This window comes from Arthrobacter sp. D3-16 (assembly GCF_054408515.1).
Genome location: NZ_CP096437.1, coordinates 1,548,005 through 1,569,903 on the forward strand (window position 1 = coordinate 1,548,005; position 21,899 = coordinate 1,569,903).

A 21,899-nucleotide genomic window follows, 5' to 3' on the forward strand; every position below is an offset into this window, starting at 1 on the left:
CCGCAAAGTCAGGATGGTCCATGTCCGTAGCAGCCGTAGTTGTGTCCTTCAACAGACTGGACTATTTGAAGAAATGCCTCCGGGCCTTGGAAGAGCAGACGCGTCCGCTGGACGAGATCATCGTTATTGAGAACGGATCCACGGACGGCAGCGCGGCCTACGTTCGGCAGAACCACCCGGGCATCACACTCTTCGAGACAGGCGCCAACCTGGGTGGCGCCGGTGGGTTTGCCTGGGGGGTTGAGCTTGCCGTGAAACACGGACACACTGCTGCGTGGCTGATGGACGATGATGCCGAGCCACGCAAAGACGCTTTGGCTCCACTGCTCGAGGCAATGGAAAGCCAGCCGCGCCCAGGATTTGCTGCTCCCCTGGTTGAAGACGAAAACGGGGCGATCGTGCAGGGCAACCTGCCCACTATATCGACCGATCCTCTTGCGCAGCTGTCAGCCCAAAAGCTGGGTGGTATCGCTCTCGCTCATGCCACGTTCGTGGGAGTGCTGGTCGACCTGAAGCTTTCCCGCAACATGCCTCTTCCTTACGCTGACTTCTTTATCTGGTTCGACGACGTTGAATATACCAAGAGGCTGGCCCGCGCATCCTTCGGCGTCCATGTTGTGACGTCCCGCATGAAGCACCCCAATAACGCGGGCGTTCTCGACATGGGCGGGCGACTTTATTACTATCTGCGCAATCAGATGTGGATCACGCGCTTGAACCCCCGCCCTTGGTCGCTGACGGAGCGCCCTATTTTCAAGCTGGCGGAGCTGGCTTTGTTGGCACTCCGCCAATTCAAGCCTTCGAAAAACAAAAAACTTTGGCTTTCCAGTACCTTCAGGGGACTTAGTGAAGGTATGTTTCGGACCCCCGCTGTATTGCAGCCGGGCGAATTGCTTCGCACCCTGCCAGAGGAGCGGCGACAAGCAATCAGCAGCTGGTCTAGTTAGCCCAGCGCCTGACAACGATGCCGAGGAAAATTTCCAAGCCCCTCATGGGCGGCACGTTCTTGTTCCTCATCCCTGTAAGGAGGAGCCGGACGAGACGGCCGCTCATGGGCGCACCGTAGATGGTGAGGGCGTCATCGAGTCCGCTCGAGGGAGCCTCACCCCGTAGCGCGAGGCGCTCCCTTAGCGTCGTTGCCATGAGGCTGCGCCACCCTAGCCCTGTTTTATAGATAATCCTGCAAACGCTCGACGGCGAGGCGTCGTCTTCGTATCGCCGTACCCAGCGAAAGGTATTGCGGACCGAGCCCACGAGGCTCTGGCGTGACTCACCCACCACATTACCGCCGTGCTGGATGTAGTCCTGCAGCACGAGATCCTTGACACTGATACCCCCCAAGGCAAGAGCGCACAGTCCGATCCAGTGGTCGTGGTATTGCGAAGGCGTACGCAGACTTGGGAATGGCAGTGCCAGGTCAAGAACCTCCCGACGGAAGATGCACAGCGATCCGGTTACTTGGTTATTGGCGATGAGATCAGCGGCAGGGACATCCTTCCTGTCAGTAAGTCCTCCCTTGGCAGGATCCGCGCCCGCGCCTGAAAGCTCCGCTGAAACAACCCGTGCCTGGCCGGTGACGAGTGCGGCGTCCTCCAAATAGGGAAGCAACGTTGTGAGTTTCTCGGGATACCAATAGTCATCCTGGTCGCTCAGGGCAACCCAACGGGCCTCGGCCGGAACCCGACTTAGGGCCCGCTCAAAGTTGTGGTGAAAGCCGAGCCGGCTGCCGTAGCCCAAAACCAGGAAGCGGTCATCATCCCCACAAATCCGCTGCACCATTTCCTTTACCCGCTCAAAGTTCCCGTCAGCGGAAATAAGGCACACGAAGTCGGTATGTGTCTGGGACTGAATGGACAGAAGCTGCCGTGCGAACATAGGTTCGTCCGGCTCGTAGGCGGCAAGGGCGATAGCGCCGAAAGAATCAGCGAAGCCATCCGCACCGGAATCTTGCATGTTTGAGCGATGCGATGTCATCGGTTGCCTAGCTTCCTGCTTAGGGCCACGAAGAAGGCACGGAGGAGCATAATCCTCGCACGAACAATCACCGTGACCGGTCGGCGCGTTTTGGGCGTGGTGTTCTCGTCGTGGAGGCGCCGTGCAACGGTCGGTGCCGCTACATGGACCATTTCGCGATTAAGGTTTGCCACAATGGCGATCCACTGGTCGTGGGTCTCCGTGAGAAACTCAGGGAACGGGAGTATCAGTTTCTTGGCGGCGGCCCTGAACGCCATGGTGCAACCGTAATAGGGCCGAATGCCGATCCACGTCGTGACCAGGTTGGCAGCCCACCGGCTGCTGTCGGAATTCTTCAGTTGAACTTTGTGATAACTGTTGGCCGGGCCGCCAAACACAGTGAAGTTGCTCGCGGCAAAGTCCTTGGTCCGCAGGGCGTCGATCAAAGTGTCAACACGCCCCGCCAGCCATAGGTCGTCCTGGTCCGACAGCATGATGTACTCGCCCCTGCTGGCGGTTATTGCCCTTTCGAAACTGGCCACGTAACCCTTGTTTTCGGTGTTTACCAAGAGGACGATCCGTGGGTCTTCCAAGCGGCGCACAACTTCGAGCGTGGAGTCCTTCGACGCATCATCGACGATGATGAGTTCGTCATCGGGAGACAGCTGCGCAAGGATGGACTGAATCTGTTCGGCAACGTATTCCTGCCCGTTGTACGTTGCCATGCAGACGGACACCCGCACGGCCCTGCTCACGCGCTGATCTTCCGCTGAAAGGCAGGATCAATCTTGCCGAGGCGTCCACGCCAGCCGTCCACGAAACCGCGGACAAAAGCGCGGTACTGACCCTTCCGGTTTGCTCCGTACAGCATCCTGAACACATCACTTTCCACTTGGAAGCGAAGCCTCCGGACCAGCCAGATCGGGAATCTGGCACCGTACTGCCGCCACAGGTAAATGTTGTTCCGGGTCATGTAGTAAACCCGGAAAGGAGCATGTGAATGTACGTGGCGCTTCCTGCCCAAGACGGTGACGTGCCATCCGAAAAGCATCATTGGCTGTGCCTGGCCTAAGGCATGCGTCATGTTGCAACCCTTACCCACCAGAGTGGCCAGGCCGTGGGACCGGACGCGAAGGTTGTACTCTGAGTCAACACAATCGATGAACAGCCTTCCATCAAGCATCCCAGCAGTCTTAAGCGTGGAAACAGGGATGATGGCCCCCGACTGAAGGGGGTCGAAGGCCTCGGGAAAACGAGCCTTCCTGGAAAGCAGCGGAACGTTCAGGCCGTTGTGGGACTGGGCGCTGACGAGGCCCACTTCGATGCCGTTGGCCCGGGCTTCCGCATAGGTTTCCAGAGCGGCTGCAATATAGCCGGTGTCAAGCGCGGAGTCCTGGTCAAGGGTTACCACGAAGTCTGGCGCCCAGGCCTTCAGTGCTACATCGATGCCCCTATTCAGGGCAGCAGCAATCCCGGCATTTTCGGGCATGCGCACCACCGTGCATCCGATGGCTTCCAATTCCTGAAGCACTCTGTTGGTCGGCGGAACATCCGAGCCGTCGTCGACCACTACCGTATGGATGACTTGCAGGTTGAGTTGCTTGACCCTCTCCGGAAGGTCCTGGGGAGGGTGGAAGGCCGATATTACAGCCACCACACGCGGGTCACTCTGGTGCGTCACGTCGTATAGTTCCTTCTCGCTTACCCGAATAGACTGTTCCATTGCGTCAGGGAACTGTCAGACAGCAGGCTTCAGTCTATCGCCGGCAGGGGAGGCCCTCCATTTGTCCGCTGTCCTGGTGCCTGAAAAGCAGCCTGAGGATGGCCGGACAGGGCGGCACGGTAGCATTGACGGGGTGCTCATCTCCGGGCAGACAGATCCAACCCTGTGTATCTTCAAGAAAAGGACCTACCTGGCACATGGCCATTGATGTATTGCTTCCCTACTACGGGGACGTCGACTTGATGAAACTTGCGGCCCAAAGCGTTATGAGCCAGCAGTTCGAGGATTGGCGTCTCATTGTGGTCGACGACGGGTACCCCAGCCCGGAGCCCCAGCGCTGGTTCGAGTCCATGTCGGATCCTCGTGTCACTTACCAAAAGAACGAAGAAAACCTTGGCGCCAACGGCAACTACCGCAGGGCGTTGGAACTGGCTGAAGCCTCAATCGTTGTGGTGATGGGTGCAGATGACATCATGCTGCCGAACTACCTCGACGTCGTTTCCAAAGCGTTCGAAGACTACCCCGAAGCCAGCGTCGTCCAGCCGGGCGTGCAGGTTATCGATGAGAAGGGCCGTGCCTGCTCGCCGCTCGTGGACATCGTGAAGAAGGTATACGCGCCGTCGACCAAATCGACCGTGCTGCTGCAGGGTGAGAAGATGGCCACCAGCCTGGTCCGGGCCGACTGGGCGTACTTCCCGTCCCTGGCGTGGCGCACGGACGTGATCCGCCGCATCGGTTTCACGGAAGGCTTGCATGTAGTGCAGGACCTTGCACTGCTGCTTGATATCGCCGCCGAGGGCGGCTCCATGGTGGTTGACCCGACACTGTCGTTCCTCTACCGCCGGCATTCGGCGTCAGACTCTTCAGTCAAGGCGCTTGACGGCCGCCGGTTCGATGAAGAGCGCGCTTACTTCGAGGGACAGGCTCGGCGTTTCCGGGAACTCGGCTGGAACGGAACTGCGCGGGCTGCTGCTTTCCATACAACGTCACGGTTGAATGCCGCCACCTTGGTGGCCCGTTCGTTGATGATCGGAAAGACCGATTCGCTGCCCCGGCTGCTGAAGCATGTTGTGTCCTAGCGAACGGCCCTAAAAGCAGGTGGCTGCCCCGGGAACGGGGACAGCCACCTGCTTTCTTTAAGGCGTTGGTTCGTGCGGCGGCAGGGCTTCCGGCCGGGGCATGTCGCGGGCTGCGTGGCCACCACGTGTTCGATCCTCTTCCAGTTCGAGGACCTTGAGCCGAAGGATTCCGACTTCCTCTGCCAATACCCGGATTTCGTCCTCAGCCTGCGACTGTTCAAAGGACAAGTGGAGGCAGACGGATACCAGCAGCACAAGGGCCATCGCGAACAGGAGGTTTGACGGCACCTGGACGCCCAGCACTCTGCTTGACCAGAAGAGCAATTGCGGGAAGGCCGCCAGCACCAGGACGCCGATCCCGATAATGATCCAGATGACAGCGTACTTCTCCCGCAAGTGCCGACGGCGCAACATCTCAAAGATGATGAGCAAAATGACCAGCACAAAGATGAAGCCAACAAGGGTGGCCATGAAAACTCCTAGTTGGATGACGGTTCGTTCTTCTTGCGCGTCAAGGCGAAGAGAAGCGCAAAAGCTGAACGGCCCAAATATACGGCTGCCTTGACAGGGTCGTGGCTCGGGGTGCCTCCCTGGCGTTCACGCATGGACACACCTACTTGCCGGACGGTGCACCCGGAACGGATTGCAACGACCAGCGAGTCAATGGTGTCGCCCAAGTACTCAGCCGGATAATGGTCTACGTATTGGCGGATGGCCCTGGCATTTGCGGCGCGGAACCCCGACGTGACGTCCGTAAGCCGGGTGTCAGCAATCCGGGAAATAGTCCATGCAAGCACATTCATGGCCCATTTTCGTGGCCCGCGAACCGTGTAGTTGCCCTTATCTGCAAAGCGCGCACCGATGACTATGTCGGCCTCGTGCAGACCGTCCAAAACTGCCTTTATGTCCCGGGGATCATGCTGTCCATCGGAGTCAACCTGAATGACCTGGGTGTAGCCGTGCAATTTTGCGTACTTGAAGCCAGTCCTCATGGCACCGCCCACACCCATATTAAAGGGGAGTTGCACAACCAAGGCGCCTGCTTCCCGCGCCACCTGTGCTGTGCTGTCGCGGGACCCATCGTCCACCACCAACACGTCGCAGTCAGGGCCGAACTCGAACACTTCCCGGATGGTGTTACCTATGGCCTCCGACTCATTCCAAGCCGGCATGATCACCAGCGTATTGCGACGCTGTTGTGGGGGAGTCATGCTCGATCTACGTCCAACTTTAGGTATTCGGCAAGACGCTCCCCAGCCTCCGGGACATGAAAACCAACTGAGTGCACCTTCGCCAGATTCAGTGTGCTGTTGAGGGGCCGCGGTGCTGCAGGTTTGTCCTTGAAATAATCAGAGGTGCTGATTCCCGTGACATCATCCCTGGATGCTCCGGAGTGTTCGTAAACATCAGCGGCGATATCGGCCCATGTCTGAGGCGTTCCTTCGTTGCTGAAGTTGTAGACGCCGTACGGTGCCTTGGCTTCAAGGAGATGCCTGATGAAGGCTGCGATGTCCTGCGTGAAGCTCAGCCGTCCTATCTGGTCATTGACCACGGAGGGCTTCACACCGCGGCCAGCGAGACTGGCCATCGTGCGAACGAAGTTATTGCCTTCGCCGATGACCCAGCTTGTCCGAAGAATGTAGTGCTTGGGAACAACGCTGACTGCGGCATCGCCGGCGGCCTTGCTCTGCCCGTAAACGCCCAGGGGACTAAGCGGCTCATCTTCATCATGAACATCCCGCCCGCCGTCGAAAACATAATCAGACGAGATATGGACCAGGGTAAGGTCATGCTCCACGGCTGTACGTGCCAACCGGGCAACCGCGGTGACATTGACGGCCCAAGCGGCAGCGCGGCCTTCTGCCGTTTCAGCCTGGTCCACGGCAGTGTAAGCGGCGGCGTTAACGATGGTGGAGTACTGCTTCCAGTTCCTCTGGCTGACACTGCTCTCATCGGAGAGATCAAACTCCTGGCGGCTGGCGAATTCCACCCCGGTGTCGCCGTCGTAAAGCTTCCGTAGGGCCAGACCCAACTGTCCGTTGGCGCCGACGACCAGCGTCTTCTTAGGCGGCATAGGTACGACGTCAGCGAGGCGGGGATGTGCCTTGTCTTTGTCGGAGAGTTCTGCTTGCCCAAGTGGCACCGGCCACGCTATGGCCGCGGTCTCATCCGCCAGGTTGAGGAAGGTGTATTGGCCCTGAGCGTCCGCACTCCAGTGGTCATTGACCAGGTATGTATAGGCGGTGTTGTCCTCCAAGGTCTGGAACGCGTTGCCCACACCACGGGGGATGAAAATAGCTTGGCTAGGGGCAAGCTCAGCAGTGAAGACTGCACCGAACGAAGGACCCTCGCGCAGGTCTACCCAAGCCCCGAAGATCCTGCCGGTAGCTACAGAGATGAATTTGTCCCAAGGCTCGGCGTGAATACCGCGGGTGGTCCCGGCCTTTTCGTTGAACGAAATATTGTTCTGGACAGGACGGAAATCAGGCAGCCCCAAGGCCACCATCTTCTCCCGCTGCCAGTTTTCCTTGAACCAGCCACGGTTGTCGCCGTGCACCGGCAGGTCGTAGAGAACGACGCCGGGAATGGGGGTTTCGTGGGCAGCAAGCTTCCTTGAGAACTCCAGAGACATGGACTACTGGCCCTGTTCCTTGTACTTGGCTTCTGTGGCTGCTTTCTGGGGCCGCCACCAGTTTTCGTTGTCGCGGTACCAGGCGATGGTGGCCTCGATACCTTCATCAAAATTGGAGAACTGCGGTTCCCAGCCCAGCTCATCGCGCAGCTTGGACGAATCGATGGCGTACCGCAGGTCGTGGCCCGGCCGGTCCACCACATGGTCGTAGGCGTCCGGCGCCTGTCCCATGTGCTTGAGGATCAGTTCAACGACGTCCTTGTTGTTCTTTTCCCCGTCGGCGCCGATGAGGTAGGTCTCGCCGATCTTGCCCTTGGCGATGATGGCCAGGACCGCGGAGGAGTGATCGTTGGCGTGGATCCAGTCCCGGACGTTTTCGCCCTTGCCGTAGAGCTTGGGACGGATTCCGTCGATGACGTTGGTGATCTGGCGCGGAATGAACTTCTCCACGTGCTGGTAGGGGCCGTAGTTGTTGGAGCAGTTACTGATGGTGGCCTGCAGCCCGAAGGACCGGACCCAGGCACGGACCAGCAGGTCAGAGCCCGCCTTCGTGGAGGAATACGGGCTGGACGGGTTGTACGGAGTCTGCTCTGTAAACCGCTCCGGGTCATCCAGTTCGAGGTCACCGTAGACCTCATCTGTGGAGATGTGGTGGAAACGCTTGTTATGCTTCCGCGCCGCTTCGATCAGCGTGTAGGTGCCAATGATGTTGGTGTCCAGGAACGGGCGGGGATCATGCAGCGAGTTGTCATTGTGGGATTCGGCTGCATAGTGCACCACAACGTCGGTGTCAGTCACCAACCGGTCCACCAGTTCACTGTCTGCAATATCACCCTGGACAAACGTGAAGCGGTTCTCCGGGAGGCCCTTCAGCGATTCCAGGTTGCCGGCGTAGGTCAGCTTGTCCAGAACAGTGACGTGGGAGTCAGTGTTTTCCAGTGCGTAATGGACAAAATTTGAACCAATGAAGCCGGCGCCGCCGGTAACAAGAAGTCGCTGCATAATTCCCAAGACTACCGGATTTGCCGCGGCACTAAGCGAAGGGAAAGATGGGTGCATGCGCGGAATAATACTTGCCGGCGGTACCGGCTCCCGGCTCCACCCCATCACGCTTGGCGTCAGCAAGCAGTTGGTCCCGGTCTACGACAAGCCTATGATCTATTACCCGCTGTCCACGTTGATCCTTGCCGGGATCCGGGACATCCTGATTATCACCACGCCTCATGACGCGGAGCAGTTTGAGCGTCTCCTGGGAGACGGTTCCCGGTTCGGCGTTTCCATCACCTACAAGCAACAACCATCGCCGGACGGTCTGGCGAAGGCTTTTGTGCTCGGTGCGGACCACATCGGTGACGACAGCGTGGCCCTCGTCCTGGGTGACAACATCTTCTACGGACAAGGAATGGGGACGCAGCTTCGCCGCTTCAAGGACATCGACGGCGGCGCTGTCTTCGGCTATTGGGTGAAGGATCCGTCAGCATATGGCGTAGTTGAATTCGACGGCGATGGCCGAGCCCTGTCCCTTGAAGAGAAGCCGTCCGTTCCCAAGAGCCACTATGCCGTTCCCGGGCTGTACTTCTATGACAACAACGTGGTGGATATCGCCAAGAACCTCGAGCCGTCGCCCCGGGGAGAGCTCGAGATAACTGATGTCAACAGGGCCTATCTGGACGCCGGAAAGTTGCAAGTGGAGATACTGCCACGGGGAACCGCTTGGCTGGACACGGGGACCTTCAACGACCTGAACGATGCTTCCAACTTCATTCGAACAGTCGAGAACCGGCAGGGTTTGAAGATTGGTGCTCCGGAAGAAATTTCGTGGCGTTTGGGGTTCCTGACCGATGACGAGTTGCGGGAACGCGCAGAGCCCATGGTGAAGAGCGGGTATGGAGCCTACCTGTTGGAACTGTTGGCCGAGAAAGACCGCTAGCGTCGAAACGAAAACATGAAAAAAGGGTGAAGCCGAAAGCTTCACCCTTTTTCCTGCCCTTTGGGCGGCTAGTACATCAGGGTCCGGCAACCCAAGGCGCTGTTACCTGTGGAAAAGGGAGAAATTCCGATGCCATAGGTGCACATCGTGTACGTGCCCCGTTGCGTCAGATCAACTTTGGCCACGTACCCGTGGACGCCGGATATGCCGAAAGCTTTGTTGACATCAGCACGGTCGATAGTTGTCGAAAAGGTATATCCGGTGGTCTTTCCATCAGGTGCGGTCACGTATGCGTGAACGGGATTTGATGAAGCGGGCATGTCTGGATCGAACGACCAGCCGGTAGCCACCAGCGAGGTGACGCCTCCTGCGCTTTGGACTGCTACTGAGTCCAGATGGCCCTGTGGCGTCCCGCTCTTACCCGCATCCGCAGAGCGGCAGCCTAGGAGCGGATTGTTGGGGGCCAACGGACTAGGTGCTATGGCATACGCGCAAACTGTGTAGATGCCAGGACTGCTGATAGGTATCGACGGTTTATAGCCGTGGTCTCCCGGGACTCCGAGGACAGTGTTGACGTCAGGCCGGGGCTGGGTAGCTGTGAAGGGATAGCCCTTGATGGAGCCGTCAGGGGAGGTTACGTAGATGTGCACGTCGATGGGTTGAGCTGCATCTGCCTTATCGAGCGCCCAGCCAGAAACGCTTAGTGATGCAGACGTGCTCGTCTTGTTGACCGCTACCGCGTCCAAACTACCGACCGGAGGGGCGACCGCTGGGGCCTCAACAGAGCGGCATCCCAGGAGCGGATTTCCCGGTGCGAGCGGACTGAGCGCTATCGCGTACGAACAGATTTTATAGACGCCGGGAGCGCTGATGGGAATTGCTGCAGCGTAGCCATGATTTCCCGTGACTCCCAAGGCGCTGTTTACGTCCGCTCGGGCCTGGGAGGCCGTAAACGGATAGCTCCTGGTCAATCCATCAGGAGAGGTCACATAGACATGTACGGCGATGGATCGCGCTGCATCCCCGCGGTCCACTGCCCAACCTTTCACCGAGAGAGCGGCGGTTGTCGCCGTTTTAATGAGGGTTGATTCGTCGAAGCTGCCTATTGGAGCAGCGGCGGGAGCAAAGTGTAGGTTCCGGCACTCGATTTCTGAATTGCTGTACTGCCCGATTGCATAGACGCACAGCGTGTAGGTGCCTGGGCTTGTGATGGCAATATCCCGCTGAAAACCGTGGTTGGCACCCAGTCGTAGAGCCTGGTCAACGTCAGGGCGGGAGAGGTTGGCTGGGATAACGAAGCCTGTGCGCTTGCCGTCGGGAGCAGTGAGATAGGCGTGAGCCTCGGTGGAGGTGGCAGGATTCGCCACATCGATCGCCCAACCGCGCACCGAAAGCGTCACCTTGTCAGCGGTACGTATCTCTTTTGCCTCGTCCAGGCTTCCGATTGGCGGTTCAACACCTTTCGCATCCAGTGACTTGCACCCGATGGATGTGTTACTGAAACTGCCTATTGCGTAAACGCAGACCTGATAAGTTCCGGATTTTTGAATCCTTATTCGCCCGTCAAAGCCGTGCTGTCCAGTCACCCCGAACGCAGCATTCACGTCAGGGCGGGCTGTGTTGGCTGGGATCACGTACCCAGTGCGGGTGCCGTCAGGCGACGTTACATAGGCATGGGCTTCGGTCGAGACGGAAGGTCGTGCGAAATCAACGGCCCAGCCTCGAAGGCCGAGTTCCACGGTAGGGCCAGTACGTTGGAGTGCTAGCCCATCGAAGGAGCCACTTGGGGCTGGTGCGCCAGCGAAAGCACGAAGTGAAGCGTAGTCGCCGTTCCAGACATTTGAGTCACCTGCAAAGGGTCCGGTACTGCTGTACTGCCAGATGCTGTAGGTGCTCCAACTTGCCGTTGGCACCGGTCCCGCATTGTTGGTCGGTGAGTTGGGGTAGGCAGCGACCCAAAGGGGGTAGTCACCAAACCCTGCTGGGTTGCCCAGGCACTGGTTCCACCAACTCGTGTTCGTATAGATGACGGGAAGCCTTCCGGTCATCGAGCGAACGGTGTTGCCGAAGTCCCTCACCCATGATTGGAGCTGGGCCGGTGACATGTTGTAGCACGTGTTGCCGAAGTAGAAACCGTTAATGGTTTTGCCTTCATAGGGGTTGAACTCGAAGTCCAAAACGGGGGGCATCGTATATCCGTCGGCAGACCAGCCCCCGCCATTCTGTACAAAGTAGCGAGCCTGATCTGCTCCGGACGACCAGTTGGGAATAGCGAAGTGGTAAGCACCCCGGATCATGCCTACGTTTCGCGACCCTTGGTACTGCGAGCTGTAGGACGGGTTCTTGTAGTAGTTACCCTCTGTCGCTTTGACGTAGGCGAACCTTGAGCCCATGTTCCACTGCTGCTGCCAGTCCACGCTGGGCTGGTGTCCGCTGACGTCCAGGCCTTGGACACCGAAGGTGGGCATCCATGTGCCCTCTGAGGACAGAGATTCAGTGCTGAGGCGCCTGAACGATTCCGAGGGGGTTGATGCGGTGACTCGAGCGGAACGCTGTCCCATTTCAGCGCCGCCCACACCGACGGCCTCCGCCATGGACTGCGTGGCAGAAGCGGAGGGCTGGGGAGGTTGCGTTTCCGCCGGTGCTGGTTCGTCCACCGAAGCTGAGGGCGTCGCGCCCAACGGAGCAGGTGAAACAGCGTCCGGGGTACCTTCCGTTTCGGAGGGAGCACTCGGCGTCGGAATGGGCTCGACGGCGGAGGCAACGCCAACCAGGCCTGGCCCGACCACCAAGGAGGCAGCCAGGAAGATTATTGCCATGGATTTCATGGCGGGGCGACGGGACTGAGACAGGTTCCGTTTCATATTGGCTCCGGAGACAATGAGGCGCTCCCAGGAGCCCTCATCTGGTTTGCTGCTCCGGCTGGTTCCCCAGGAATAAGCCGGACAGAAGATTTTGACACTTAACGCGCTCACCATAGCACCGTGTTGCTGGTGGAAACAGAGATGCTGCTGATGCCTTTGGTGATCCTGTGACGATCCTGTGCTTATCCACAGGGGATCCTTCAACACTTGTTGGCGTGCGGCACGGTCTTTAGGCTTTACCCAGTTGCACTGCCTCCGCCGGGGGCGGCAGTTGTATGGGGGAACATATGGACGCGCTGGGAATTATCGAGGACGAAGTCCGCGAGCTTATCCGTCGTCGAGGGCTTGATCCGCTCCATCAAGTGGGAGAAGTCCGCCGTCTTGTAGAGGCAGCAGTATGCGACTACGACGAGCGCGCGCTTATGGGGCCACTTCCTCCTATCGGCCCTTTGGATGTGGCACGCAAGTTCCTTTTTGATGCTGTCGCCGGATTTGGCGTACTACAGCCACTCCTGGACGATCCGACCATCGAGGAAGTCTGGATCAACGCGCCCAACGAAATCTATGTAGCAAGGAACGGCGAATCCGAGCTCACCTCCCTTAGCCTGACCGAGCAACAGGTGCGGGACCTGGTGGAGCGGATGCTCAAGAGTTCCGGCCGCCGGTTGGATATGTCTTCGCCCTTTGTAGACGCGGCGCTGCCCGATGGGTCCAGGCTCCACGTCGTAATCCCCGACGTCACACGGAAGCACTGGGCCGTCAACATCAGGAAGTTCGTGGTCAAGGCGAGCCGGCTTGAGCATTTGGTTGAGCTTGGTACCTTGACTCCACAATCGGCCCGTTTCCTCGGCGCCGCCGTTTCCAGCGGGCTCAACATCCTCGTTTCAGGAGCAACTCAGGCAGGCAAAACTACGATGCTCAACTGCCTTGCAGCCAGTATCGGGAGCCGGGAACGCGTCATAACCGTCGAGGAAATCTTCGAGCTGCAATTCCCCCTGCGGGACGTCGTCGGCTTGCAGTGCCGCCAGCCGAACCTCGAAGGTGAAGGCGAGATACCGCTGCGCCGGCTGGTTAAGGAAGCGCTTCGCATGCGTCCTGACCGTTTGGTGGTGGGGGAGGTTCGGGAAGCAGAAAGCCTGGACATGCTGATCGCCCTGAATTCAGGACTCCCAGGGATGTGCACAGTCCACGCAAATTCGGCACATGATGCTGTGACCAAGATCTGCACGCTCCCATTGCTCGCGGGCGAGAACATCTCCAGTGCGTTCGTCGTGCCTACGGTCGCGTCGTGCATTGACCTGGTGGTGCACTGTAGCCGCCGCGTCGACGGACGCCGGGAAGTGACCGAAATCCTGGCCCTTGGCCGCCGGGTAGAAAACGGCATCATCGAATCATCACCGGTGTTCGCGATGGTGGAAGGCGTGCTGCAACCACGGCCCAACTCCATGCCGGCGCAGGAGAAATTCGGCAGGGCCGGATATGACGTCGCCGCGCTGCTGGACCCGCGATGATGTCGGCACTTTTGGGAGTAACAGCAGGGTCCGGGTTCTTCCTGATCTGGTGGTCCTTTTGGGAGTCGCCGAAACCAGCGCTTCGGAAGGAACGGACAAGCCGCTTAGGGGACCTGCTGGCCGCAGCAGGAATCGAGAAAGTGTCTGCTTCCGGATTGCTGGGAACTTGCATTGGGCTCGGTCTTTTCGGGTGGCCCTGGTCTTTTTCGCCGCAACCCGCTCCTGGCCGATTTCCATTTGTTTCGGTCTCTTCGGAATCTGGCTGCCGATAACCGTCCTCCGTTGGAAAGCAAAGAAGAGGAGCGCTTTGCTGCGAACCCTCTGGCCCGACGTCGTCGACCACCTACGTTCTGCCATCCGGGCCGGGCTGCCTCTGCCGGAGGCCCTCATTCAGCTCGGCGAGAAAGGACCCGAAGAACTGAGGCACGTCTTCCGTGACTTTGGGGCAGATTACCGGGCTGGTGGCCATTTTGAAGCCTCGCTCAACCAGCTCAAGGACCGGCTTGCCGATCCCGTTGCAGATCGGATCGTCGAGGCGCTGCGCCTGACAAGGGAAGTTGGGGGCTCCGACTTAGGCAAACTCCTCGGAACACTGGCTGAGTTTCTGCGGGAAAACGCCCGTACACGCAGTGAGCTGGAGGCGCGGCAGTCCTGGACCATCAACGCAGCACGGCTCGCCGTTGCCGCACCTTGGATCGTCATGATGCTCCTTGCCACGAGGCCGGAGGCGGTACAGGCCTACAACACACCAATGGGCGCAGCGGTCCTGCTTGGCGGCTTGGTCATTTCCTTGATCTGCTACTCGATCATGCTTCGGATTGGAGCACTTCCGCAGGACGAGCGGGTGCTCAGGTGATAGAGATTTCACCTCCTGCTGTTGTATGTGGCTTGCTCATGGGCATCGGCCTCTGGCTCGTGATCTTCCGATCTCCTTTCATGCGTGCCGTCACTCTGTCGCAGCGCATCGAGCCGCAGCTGAAATCACAGAATCTTGAATCCAGGCTGCTGCGCGCCGGGGAACACAACCCAACACCCTTCGGGCCGCTGGGAAGGATTCTTCAACCCATACTGCAGGACGGTCTGGCAGCCCTCGCGCGGCTCAACCCCGCGTCGAAAGCTACGGCCCGACGACTGGCCCAAGCCGGAATCGACAAGTCCCCGGTCGACTTCCGGGCGGAACAACTGCTATGGGCGGCCGCCGGCTTCGCAGCGTCGATTGTCTTCATCGTTCTCGGTGCCGCTTCGGGCAGGTTCAACCCCATATTTGCTGCTGTTGCTGTGGTGGGGAGTGCCATAGGAGGGTTCATGCTCCGCGACTACTGGCTGGGTGAGCAGATCCGCCGCAGGGAGTCGAAGATGATGGCGGAATTCCCCAGCCTTGCAGAACTGATGGCGTTGGCAGTCAGCGCGGGGGAGAGCGCTACAGGCGCCCTGGACAGGGTCTGCCGTAGCGCCAGGGGTGAGCTGACGAAGGAGTTCGCCAAGGTCCTGACTGAAACGAGAGCAGGGAAGCCGCTGATCCAGGCACTTCAGGAGTTCTCGGCGCGGACAGACCTGCCACCCCTCGTCCGTTTCGTGGACGGAATTGTCGTCGCAGTCGAGAGGGGCACTCCTTTGGCCGACGTGCTCCGCGCCCAGGCGCAGGACGTACGTGATATGGCCAAGCGCGACCTGATGGAAGCCGCAGGCAAGAAGGAAATCGCCATGATGGTACCGCTCGTATTTGGGGTGCTGCCCTTGACTGTTGTTTTTGCTGTTTTTCCGGGCATTGCCGCAATCAATCTCGGGTTCTGAATGTCAAAAGAAGATGCACGTACCGATAAGTTCACAGCTGGAAAAGAAGGAAGAGGACGGAAAGAATGAAAAAATTGGGGATCCGCTCCATGGTGCTGCTCCAGTCTCTTGCCACAACAGTGATGGCAGGCCTGGTCGTCGGAAACGCACGGCAGTGGAAAGGCCCAGCGGCTGACCACCCTGAACGAGGTGATGTCCCGGGCTGGGTGATGATTACGCTCATGTCCGCCGTCCTCGTGGCAGCGCTGCTTGCGCTCGCCGGCCCCGCGCTCGAAGCCATGTTCAACCAGGCAATGGACAAGGTCGGAAGCTAACAAAATGACAAAGTCCATCCGCGGTAGGAATCTGGACCGCGCTCTGGACATGCCCGGCAAAGTGGCACGCCCGGGGAGGACAGTTTCCCATCGCGCGATGGCAGGGAAAGCCGAATCCCGGGAGCAGGGCTCTGCCGTGGTCGACTTTGTCCTGGTCGGCAGCCTCCTAACACTGTTCTTCCTTGCGATCATTCAGCTGGCACTGGTCCTGCATGTAAGGAACACTTTGATTGACGCGGCGGCTTCCGGTGCCCGCTATGGAACCCTTGCCGACCGGAGTGCTGCCGACGCGGAGGAAAGGACCCGGAGCCTCATTCAGTCCGCCCTGAATGCCGGCTTTGCACAGCAAGTAAGCACCAATGAGGTGACGTACCAAGGCCAGCGGACTCTGGAAGTGACCGTACGGGCACCGATGCCCGTCATAGGTCTCATCGGACCACGGGATCTGTTGGAGGTGAAAGGTCATTCCGCTGTTCAGCCGTGACCCAAGCCTTGCGTCTGTCTGCAAACGGCTGATGGTAGCGCTGTGCCTTCCATCGGGCACTGCAGAACATACGTCGCCGCCGCTCGCCGACCAGGATGAACGGGGGAGCGCAGTGGTTGAGTTCACCTTCCTGGCGCTCCTGCTGATGGTGCCGCTCGTTTACTTCATCATCACCATGAGCGAGATCCAGGAAGGCTCCTTCGCGGTGGTCGGGGCGTCTGACCAGGCTGCCAAGGTCTACGTAGCGCAGCCTGATGCAGCGACGGCCCAGGCAGCAGCCGAACAGGCGGTGGCGATCGCGCTCGCTGATTTCGGACACAAGCCGGAGGGGGCGCGGGTGGCAACGTCATGCACTCCCGGAGATTGCCAGGCGGCCGGCAGCACAGTCACAGTTACTGTGAGTCTGACGGTGCCACTCCCGTTCCTGCCGTTCAGTGAAGAATTTCGCCTCAGCGCCACCGAAGTGGAGGCCTCATCAACGCAACTGGTGGGCAGGTTCCGGTGAGGCGAATGCCGCGGGATGAAAACGGCCAGATGATGGTGATGATCCTTGGCTACGTCGTTCTGGCCCTCCTGGTCACTACTGTGGTCGTCGGCATTTCGTCCGTCTACCTCGAACACAAACGGCTGCTTTCCTTGGCCGATGGCGCCTCCCTCGCTGCCGCCGACAGCTACACATTGGGGGAAGTGGAAGTGCAGGGCGGGAGTCCCTCCGCGGTCCTGAGCCCTGAAAGGGTGAGGAACGTGGCGGCCGACTTTGTCTCCAGGAGCCCCGCATCACAGCGCTTCGATGGGCTCACCGTCGCGGGGGCAACAGGGAGCCCTGACGGTTCCACTGCCGTCGTAGTGTTGACTGCTGCTGTACACCCGCCCGTGGTGAACTTCCTGATGCCCGATGGCATCAGGATCGAGGCGACTTCAACCGCACGCTCGCGGCTGACCCGCTGATGCCGCGGCGTGCCAGGACACTAGGACATGGTCCACGAGGCACCAGCACTGAGCTCCATAACTGAACCGCTGGGCGCAAGGCCCGGGCCTTCTGCCGGATAGCGTAGGCTTAAACAACCATGGCCAATATTGATTTTTCCGCTGAAATCCGCGCCCTTCGCGCCACCTACGAGTCAATTGAGCGAGTCTCCGACGTAGAGGCACTGAAGGAAGACATCGCCGAACTCAGCGAGCGGGCCGGCGAACCGGACCTGTGGGACGACCCCGCAGCGGCGCAGAAAATCACTTCACGGCTCTCCCACCGGCAGTCAGAGTTGGAACGCCTCAACAACCTGGCCTCAAGGATCGACGACCTCGAGGTTCTGGTGGAGCTCGGGCAGGACGAGGACGACGCCGCTTCCATGGGCGAGGCTGCCGCTGAACTGGAGTCCATCAAGAAGGCGCTGAAGGAACTCGAAGTCGTCACCCTGCTGTCAGGCGAGTACGACGAGCGGGAAGCAGTGGTCTCCATTCGTGCGGGAGCCGGCGGGGTGGATGCTGCCGACTTCGCCGAGATGCTGATGCGCATGTACCTCCGCTGGGCCGAGCGGCACGGTTACCCCACCACTGTCATGGACACCTCCTACGCTGAGGAAGCGGGCCTGAAGTCTGCAACCTTTGAGGTAAAGGCCCCTTATGCCTTCGGGACTCTCAGCGTCGAAGCCGGCACCCATCGGCTCGTGAGGATCAGCCCTTTTGACAACCAGGGCCGGCGCCAGACTTCCTTCGCCGCCGTCGAGGTCATCCCGCTGATCGAGCAAACGGACTCCATCGAGATTCCGGACAACGAGATCCGCGTCGACGTCTTCCGCTCCTCGGGCCCCGGGGGGCAATCAGTCAACACCACTGACTCCGCGGTCCGCCTCACGCACCTCCCCACCGGAACCGTGGTTTCCATGCAGAACGAAAAGTCGCAGTTGCAAAACAGGGCAGCAGCGATGCGTGTCCTGCAATCCAGGCTCCTGCTCCTGAAAAAGGAGCAGGAGGACGCCGAGAAGAAAGCGTTCGCCGGTGATGTGAAGGCGTCCTGGGGCGACCAAATGCGCTCCTACGTCCTCAACCCTTACCAAATGGTCAAAGACCTGAGGACCGAGCACGAAGTCGGGAACACCTCGGCTGTGTTCGACGGCGAAATCGACGACTTCATCGACGCCGGCATCCGGTGGCGCACCGACAACCGCAACGCCGAAAAATAGGTCGCAGCACCGGCAACTACGCCATCAGGCCAGGCAGCATCCGGCGACACGCCCCCTGAAACCCGCGTGATACACCGGAGTTCCTGCGTATAGTCGAGGGGCCGGGGCCCTACTTCCCCCAAACGAAACCCGCGCACCGGCTGCAGAACTGGGCTGCATCAGAATCAGCCATGCCCTGCAGGGTACTTAGGGCCATGATCCGATTCGAAAATGTCACCAAGGTCTACGACCAGAAAGCCCGGCCTGCGCTGGACTCCGTCAACCTTGAGATTGACCGCGGCGAATTCGCCTTCCTGGTCGGTGCATCCGGCTCCGGCAAATCAACCTTCCTCCGGCTCGTCCTCAAGGAGGACCGGGCAACCTCCGGCGCTGTCTACGTGGCCGGCCAGAACGTCGCCAAAATTTCCAGCTGGCGCGTACCCCGCCTCCGCCGGGGCATCGGCGTCGTCTTCCAGGACTTCCGGCTCCTGCCCCAAAAAAACGTCTTCGCGAACGTAGCATTCGCCATGCAGGTCATTGGCAAAAGCCGCAGCGTCATCCGCGACACCGTTCCCGAGGTCCTCAAGACCGTCGGGCTGGAGGGCAAGGAACACCGCATGCCGCACGAGCTTTCCGGCGGTGAGCAGCAGCGCGTGGCCATAGCCCGCGCCGTCGTCAACCGGCCTGGCATTCTCCTCGCTGACGAGCCCACCGGAAACCTGGATCCCACCACGTCGATGGGCATCATGGGCATTCTGGACAAAATCAACCAAAACGGAACCACTGTAGTGATGGCCACGCACGACGACGACATCGTCAACGAAATGCGCAAGCGCGTGGTGGAACTCAAGAACGGCGTCGTTATCCGCGACGAGGCAAAGGCCCTCTACACCTCTATGATTCCGGTCGTCGGGCAGTCGCGCAGGCTGAAAGACGCCAGCGGCAGGGAAAACCTGGAGACCGGACGGTCGCGGGAAGAGGAGGGACAGCGATGAGGCTCGCCTTCATCCTCAGCGAGATCGCCAGCGGCCTCCGCCGCAACCTCTCCATGGTGGTCTCGGTCATTCTGGTCACGTTCGTCTCGCTCACCTTCGTAGGCGCCGCTGGCATGCTGCAGATGCAGATCAACCAAATGAAGGGCTACTGGTACGACAAGGTCCAGGTGGCTATCTTCCTGTGCAGTGAAGGGTCGACGGCGGCTGGTTGCGCCGGCGGGCCCGTCACCCCCGAGCAGCAGGAAAGCCTTAACGGGCTGCTGGAGTCTCCCGCCGTGGCGCAGTACATCAACGACTTCCAGTTTGAATCCAGGGAAGAGGCCTACAACCACTTCAAGGACCAGTTCTCGAATTCGCCCATCGTCGACTCGGTGACCCCGGACCAGCTTCCGGCCTCCTTCCGTATCAACATGAAGGATCCGGAAAAGTACCAGATCATCAGCGAGACGTTTTCCTCCCAGCCCGGGGTGGAAACGGTCATCGACCAGCGCCAGCTGCTTGAGCGCCTCTTTTCGGTGATGAACGGTGCCTCCCTGGTGGCAGTCAGCATCGCCGGTGTCATGATCGTGTGCGCCATCCTGCTGATCGCAACCACCATCAGGCTTTCCGCCTTCAGCCGCCGCCGGGAGACCGGCATCATGCGGCTGGTGGGTGCCTCCAAGACAGTAATCCAGCTGCCCTTCATCCTCGAAGGCGTCATCGCTGCGGTCATTGGCGCTGCACTTGCCTCCGCCACCCTTTGGGCGGTTGCGCACTTCTTCCTCGGCGAGTTCATGTCCCAGCAGTACCCGGATACCGCCTTCATCTCATCCGGCCAAACGCTGATCCTCGTACCCGCGCTGATAATCCTTGGTGGATCCTTGGCGGGAATTTCGTCGCTCTTGACCTTGCGCAGATACCTTCGCGTCTAGGTATGCAAACCGAACAAGGAATGCTCATGAATTCAATGGACCAAAATTCCCCGCGGCACCGGAAGAACAGCCGGGACGGGGCGCCCCAGCGAACCGGCGTCATCAGCGCTGTGCTCGCAGTCGTCCTCGCCGCAGGGCTGGCTTCCTCCGCTCCGGTGGCTTTCGCCGGCGAGCTTGAAGACAAGCAAAAAGCTCTTGAAGCAGAAGCAGCCAGGGTCCAGCAGTCCTTGGAATTCGTCGACTCCCGTATCGCCAAGGCGGCCAGCGACCTGGTGATCTACCAGGGCCAGCTGCCCGGCGCCCAGCAAGCCCTCCTCGAGGCCCAAGGCCGCGTAGCCGGAGCTGTCAAGGAAGTTGAAGCCCTGTCCGCCCGCGTGGACATGGCCCAGCAGAACAAGGCAAAAATCACGCAGCAGATGGAAACCGACAAACAGAAGATTGCGGATACAAAGAAGCTGATTGGCCAGATTGCCACCCAGGCGTACAAGTCCGGGGGAGTGCCCTCGAACCTGTCCCTGTTCTTTGGCTCGAACAACGGCGGAAGCTTGACAGAGACCATGGACCTGGCGGACCAGGCCATGCGGAGCCAGAACGCGGCGATGGACAAGTTGTCCCAGCAGAACGCAACCAACGTCAATTCCCAGGCAAGGCTGCAGGCGGTGGAAGCCGAGATCAAGGACCTGAAAGCCAAGGCTGACGCCGCCCTGGAGAGGGAGAAAGCGGCCCGGGACGAGGCGGCCGCCAAAAAGGAACAGGTCGACCAGCTCATCACCGACACCACCCGCCTTGACGCGGAATTGCAGGCCGCCAAGCCGGGCATTCAGTCTCAGCTGGCCAGCGTCCAGGCGAGCCAAAACGCGGTCGCAGCCGAAATAGAGGAACGCGACCGGAAGCTGCGCGAGGCCTGGGAGGCTGAGCAGCGGAGGCAGGCGGAAGCCGCAGCTGCTGCCGCCGCTGCCGCTGCTGCCGCGGCGGCAGCAGCGAAGGGTCAGGCGCCCCCGCCTCCGCCGCCGGTGCAGTCCTTTATGCCGCCGGCCGGGTCGCCGTCGGCTTTCGGCCTGAGGCACCCCTTCGGCGGCAGCGTGCCTATAACGTCCGGCTTTGGGTGGCGGGCCACCCCGCCAGGCACCATCGACTTCTATGGGCAGGGCGGCTACATGCACACGGGGCTGGACTTCGGAGCAGCCTGCGGCACACCTGTCTACGCTGCAGCGGCAGGGGAGGTCTTCAGCTCCGGCTGGAGCTCCGCTGATGGAGGCGGTTGGCGGGTGAAGATCTCTCACGGGCTGATGCAGGGCAACACCCTGAACACCATCTACTATCACAACGCGAGCATCGTGGTGTCGAACGGCCAGCGCGTCTCGCAGGGCCAGCTGATCGCCTACTCGGGCAACACCGGCAACTCCACCGGCTGCCACGCCCACTTCGAAACCTGGCTCAACGGCAGCCCGGTGGACCCGATGGGGCTGCTGTAGGGCGCTTAACCCTGCCGTACACTGGAATGACTCCGCGCCCGTTGGCCCGGAGGACACCCGATTCTTGAACGG

The 21,899-nt window shown here is 60.0% G+C and carries 21 protein-coding genes and 1 pseudogene; 14 read left to right on the plus strand and 8 right to left on the minus strand.

Going from position 1 to position 21,899, the window contains the following annotated elements:
* The first annotated feature begins 20 nt into the window (after positions 1-20).
* On the plus strand, positions 21-947 hold the full coding sequence (locus tag M1D32_RS07405; RefSeq protein ID WP_458781620.1) for a glycosyltransferase family 2 protein: 927 nt from the start codon (positions 21-23) through the stop codon (positions 945-947).
* On the opposite strand, the gene M1D32_RS07410 is transcribed toward M1D32_RS07405, so the two are convergent.
* From M1D32_RS07410 to M1D32_RS07420, 3 genes are read right to left on the minus strand one after another with little or no spacing between them, the layout of a single operon-like run.
* Positions 940-1,974, minus strand: coding sequence for a glycosyltransferase (locus tag M1D32_RS07410; RefSeq protein WP_458781621.1), 1,035 nt, complete (start codon positions 1,972-1,974; stop codon positions 940-942). The genes M1D32_RS07405 and M1D32_RS07410 overlap by 8 nt on opposite strands.
* A complete protein-coding gene (locus M1D32_RS07415; protein WP_458781622.1) occupies positions 1,971-2,708 on the minus strand; it encodes a glycosyltransferase in 738 nt (245 codons plus the stop codon). The genes M1D32_RS07410 and M1D32_RS07415 overlap by 4 nt, the downstream gene beginning before the upstream one ends.
* A complete protein-coding gene (locus tag M1D32_RS07420) occupies positions 2,705-3,634 on the minus strand; it encodes a glycosyltransferase (protein ID WP_458781623.1) in 930 nt (309 codons plus the stop codon). The genes M1D32_RS07415 and M1D32_RS07420 overlap by 4 nt, the downstream gene beginning before the upstream one ends.
* Positions 3,635-3,873: 239 nt before the next feature.
* Here M1D32_RS07420 and M1D32_RS07425 point away from each other — a divergent pair, with 239 nt between their 5' ends.
* Positions 3,874-4,755 carry a glycosyltransferase family 2 protein gene (locus tag M1D32_RS07425; protein ID WP_458781624.1) on the plus strand — a complete coding sequence of 294 codons (882 nt, stop codon included), beginning with the start codon at positions 3,874-3,876 and terminating at the stop codon, positions 4,753-4,755.
* Positions 4,756-4,812: 57 nt separating this feature from the next.
* Here the strand turns inward: M1D32_RS07425 and M1D32_RS07430 are convergent, their stop codons facing one another.
* The 4 genes from M1D32_RS07430 to rfbB are packed head-to-tail and all read right to left on the minus strand — an operon-like array spanning position 4,813 to position 8,389.
* Positions 4,813-5,226: a DUF2304 domain-containing protein gene (locus M1D32_RS07430; protein ID WP_458781625.1), complete on the minus strand. Its 414-nt coding sequence runs from the start codon at positions 5,224-5,226 to the stop codon at positions 4,813-4,815.
* Positions 5,227-5,234: 8 nt separating this feature from the next.
* Entirely contained in the window at positions 5,235-5,966 is a 732-nt protein-coding gene (locus M1D32_RS07435; protein ID WP_458781626.1) for a glycosyltransferase family 2 protein, read from the minus strand.
* Positions 5,963-7,387 carry a sugar nucleotide-binding protein gene (locus M1D32_RS07440; RefSeq protein WP_458781627.1) on the minus strand — a complete coding sequence of 475 codons (1,425 nt, stop codon included), beginning with the start codon at positions 7,385-7,387 and terminating at the stop codon, positions 5,963-5,965. Before M1D32_RS07440 ends, M1D32_RS07435 begins: the two co-directional genes overlap by 4 nt.
* Before the next feature lie 3 nt (positions 7,388-7,390).
* On the minus strand, positions 7,391-8,389 hold the full coding sequence (gene rfbB / locus M1D32_RS07445; protein ID WP_458781628.1) for a dTDP-glucose 4,6-dehydratase: 999 nt from the start codon (positions 8,387-8,389) through the stop codon (positions 7,391-7,393).
* Between the two features lie 55 nt (positions 8,390-8,444).
* Between rfbB and rfbA the strand changes: the two genes are divergently transcribed.
* Complete coding sequence (gene rfbA / locus M1D32_RS07450; RefSeq protein WP_458781629.1) at positions 8,445-9,317, plus strand: glucose-1-phosphate thymidylyltransferase RfbA; 873 nt, start codon at positions 8,445-8,447, stop codon at positions 9,315-9,317.
* Positions 9,318-9,385: 68 nt separating this feature from the next.
* On the opposite strand, the gene M1D32_RS07455 is transcribed toward rfbA, so the two are convergent.
* The gene (locus tag M1D32_RS07455; protein WP_458781630.1) at positions 9,386-12,181 is read right to left on the minus strand and encodes a lysozyme; all 2,796 of its coding nucleotides are present in this window, start codon (positions 12,179-12,181) and stop codon (positions 9,386-9,388) included.
* A gap of 287 nt (positions 12,182-12,468) precedes the next feature.
* On the opposite strand from M1D32_RS07455, the gene M1D32_RS07460 reads away from it, so the two are divergent.
* From M1D32_RS07460 to M1D32_RS07510, 11 genes and pseudogenes are all read left to right on the plus strand, one after another.
* On the plus strand, positions 12,469-13,692 hold the full coding sequence (locus M1D32_RS07460; protein WP_458781631.1) for a CpaF family protein: 1,224 nt from the start codon (positions 12,469-12,471) through the stop codon (positions 13,690-13,692).
* A pseudogene (locus M1D32_RS07465) lies at positions 13,692-14,548 on the plus strand (type II secretion system F family protein). Before M1D32_RS07460 ends, M1D32_RS07465 begins: the two are co-directional and overlap by 1 nt.
* Before the next feature lie 38 nt (positions 14,549-14,586).
* Positions 14,587-15,486, plus strand: coding sequence for a type II secretion system F family protein (locus M1D32_RS07470; protein ID WP_458781632.1), 900 nt, complete (start codon positions 14,587-14,589; stop codon positions 15,484-15,486).
* Between the two features lie 122 nt (positions 15,487-15,608).
* Complete coding sequence (locus tag M1D32_RS07475; protein WP_458782127.1) at positions 15,609-15,800, plus strand: hypothetical protein; 192 nt, start codon at positions 15,609-15,611, stop codon at positions 15,798-15,800.
* Between the two features lie 97 nt (positions 15,801-15,897).
* Entirely contained in the window at positions 15,898-16,284 is a 387-nt protein-coding gene (locus M1D32_RS07480; protein ID WP_458782128.1) for a TadE/TadG family type IV pilus assembly protein, read from the plus strand.
* A 112-nt stretch (positions 16,285-16,396) separates the two neighbouring features.
* Positions 16,397-16,789, plus strand: coding sequence for a hypothetical protein (locus tag M1D32_RS07485; protein ID WP_458781633.1), 393 nt, complete (start codon positions 16,397-16,399; stop codon positions 16,787-16,789).
* Positions 16,790-16,794: 5 nt separating this feature from the next.
* Positions 16,795-17,232 (plus strand): Tad domain-containing protein, encoded by a 438-nt coding sequence (locus tag M1D32_RS07490; protein ID WP_458781634.1) that lies wholly within the window; start codon positions 16,795-16,797, stop codon positions 17,230-17,232.
* A gap of 119 nt (positions 17,233-17,351) precedes the next feature.
* Positions 17,352-18,467 carry a peptide chain release factor 2 gene (gene prfB / locus M1D32_RS07495; protein ID WP_458781635.1) on the plus strand — a complete coding sequence of 372 codons (1,116 nt, stop codon included), beginning with the start codon at positions 17,352-17,354 and terminating at the stop codon, positions 18,465-18,467.
* A 194-nt stretch (positions 18,468-18,661) separates the two neighbouring features.
* Positions 18,662-19,441: a cell division ATP-binding protein FtsE gene (ftsE, locus tag M1D32_RS07500; protein ID WP_458781636.1), complete on the plus strand. Its 780-nt coding sequence runs from the start codon at positions 18,662-18,664 to the stop codon at positions 19,439-19,441.
* Positions 19,438-20,352: a permease-like cell division protein FtsX gene (gene ftsX / locus M1D32_RS07505; protein ID WP_458781637.1), complete on the plus strand. Its 915-nt coding sequence runs from the start codon at positions 19,438-19,440 to the stop codon at positions 20,350-20,352. Before ftsE ends, ftsX begins: the two co-directional genes overlap by 4 nt.
* A gap of 26 nt (positions 20,353-20,378) precedes the next feature.
* Positions 20,379-21,827, plus strand: a complete 1,449-nt coding sequence (locus tag M1D32_RS07510; RefSeq protein WP_458781638.1) for a peptidoglycan DD-metalloendopeptidase family protein — start codon at positions 20,379-20,381, stop codon at positions 21,825-21,827.
* Positions 21,828-21,899: the final 72 nt, after the last annotated feature.

Excerpts from the sequence above, each read along its gene's own strand:
- M1D32_RS07475 (WP_458782127.1), top strand. The coding sequence starts at position 15,609 with ATGGCAGGCCTGGTCGTCGGAAACGCACGGCAGTGGAAAGGCCCAGCG.
- M1D32_RS07410 (WP_458781621.1), bottom strand. The coding sequence starts at position 1,974 with ATGACATCGCATCGCTCAAACATGCAAGATTCCGGTGCGGATGGCTTC.
- ftsE (WP_458781636.1), top strand. The coding sequence starts at position 18,662 with ATGATCCGATTCGAAAATGTCACCAAGGTCTACGACCAGAAAGCCCGG.
- prfB (WP_458781635.1), top strand. The coding sequence starts at position 17,352 with ATGGCCAATATTGATTTTTCCGCTGAAATCCGCGCCCTTCGCGCCACC.
- M1D32_RS07455 (WP_458781630.1), bottom strand. The coding sequence starts at position 12,181 with ATGAAACGGAACCTGTCTCAGTCCCGTCGCCCCGCCATGAAATCCATG.
- M1D32_RS07470 (WP_458781632.1), top strand. The coding sequence starts at position 14,587 with ATGGGCATCGGCCTCTGGCTCGTGATCTTCCGATCTCCTTTCATGCGT.
- M1D32_RS07435 (WP_458781626.1), bottom strand. The coding sequence starts at position 5,966 with ATGACTCCCCCACAACAGCGTCGCAATACGCTGGTGATCATGCCGGCT.
- M1D32_RS07510 (WP_458781638.1), top strand. The coding sequence starts at position 20,379 with ATGAATTCAATGGACCAAAATTCCCCGCGGCACCGGAAGAACAGCCGG.
- M1D32_RS07480 (WP_458782128.1), top strand. The coding sequence starts at position 15,898 with ATGGCAGGGAAAGCCGAATCCCGGGAGCAGGGCTCTGCCGTGGTCGAC.
- ftsX (WP_458781637.1), top strand. The coding sequence starts at position 19,438 with ATGAGGCTCGCCTTCATCCTCAGCGAGATCGCCAGCGGCCTCCGCCGC.
- M1D32_RS07405 (WP_458781620.1), top strand. The coding sequence starts at position 21 with ATGTCCGTAGCAGCCGTAGTTGTGTCCTTCAACAGACTGGACTATTTG.
- M1D32_RS07460 (WP_458781631.1), top strand. The coding sequence starts at position 12,469 with ATGGACGCGCTGGGAATTATCGAGGACGAAGTCCGCGAGCTTATCCGT.
- M1D32_RS07490 (WP_458781634.1), top strand. The coding sequence starts at position 16,795 with ATGCCGCGGGATGAAAACGGCCAGATGATGGTGATGATCCTTGGCTAC.
- M1D32_RS07425 (WP_458781624.1), top strand. The coding sequence starts at position 3,874 with ATGGCCATTGATGTATTGCTTCCCTACTACGGGGACGTCGACTTGATG.
- rfbB (WP_458781628.1), bottom strand. The coding sequence starts at position 8,389 with ATGCAGCGACTTCTTGTTACCGGCGGCGCCGGCTTCATTGGTTCAAAT.
- rfbA (WP_458781629.1), top strand. The coding sequence starts at position 8,445 with ATGCGCGGAATAATACTTGCCGGCGGTACCGGCTCCCGGCTCCACCCC.
- M1D32_RS07430 (WP_458781625.1), bottom strand. The coding sequence starts at position 5,226 with ATGGCCACCCTTGTTGGCTTCATCTTTGTGCTGGTCATTTTGCTCATC.
- M1D32_RS07440 (WP_458781627.1), bottom strand. The coding sequence starts at position 7,387 with ATGTCTCTGGAGTTCTCAAGGAAGCTTGCTGCCCACGAAACCCCCATT.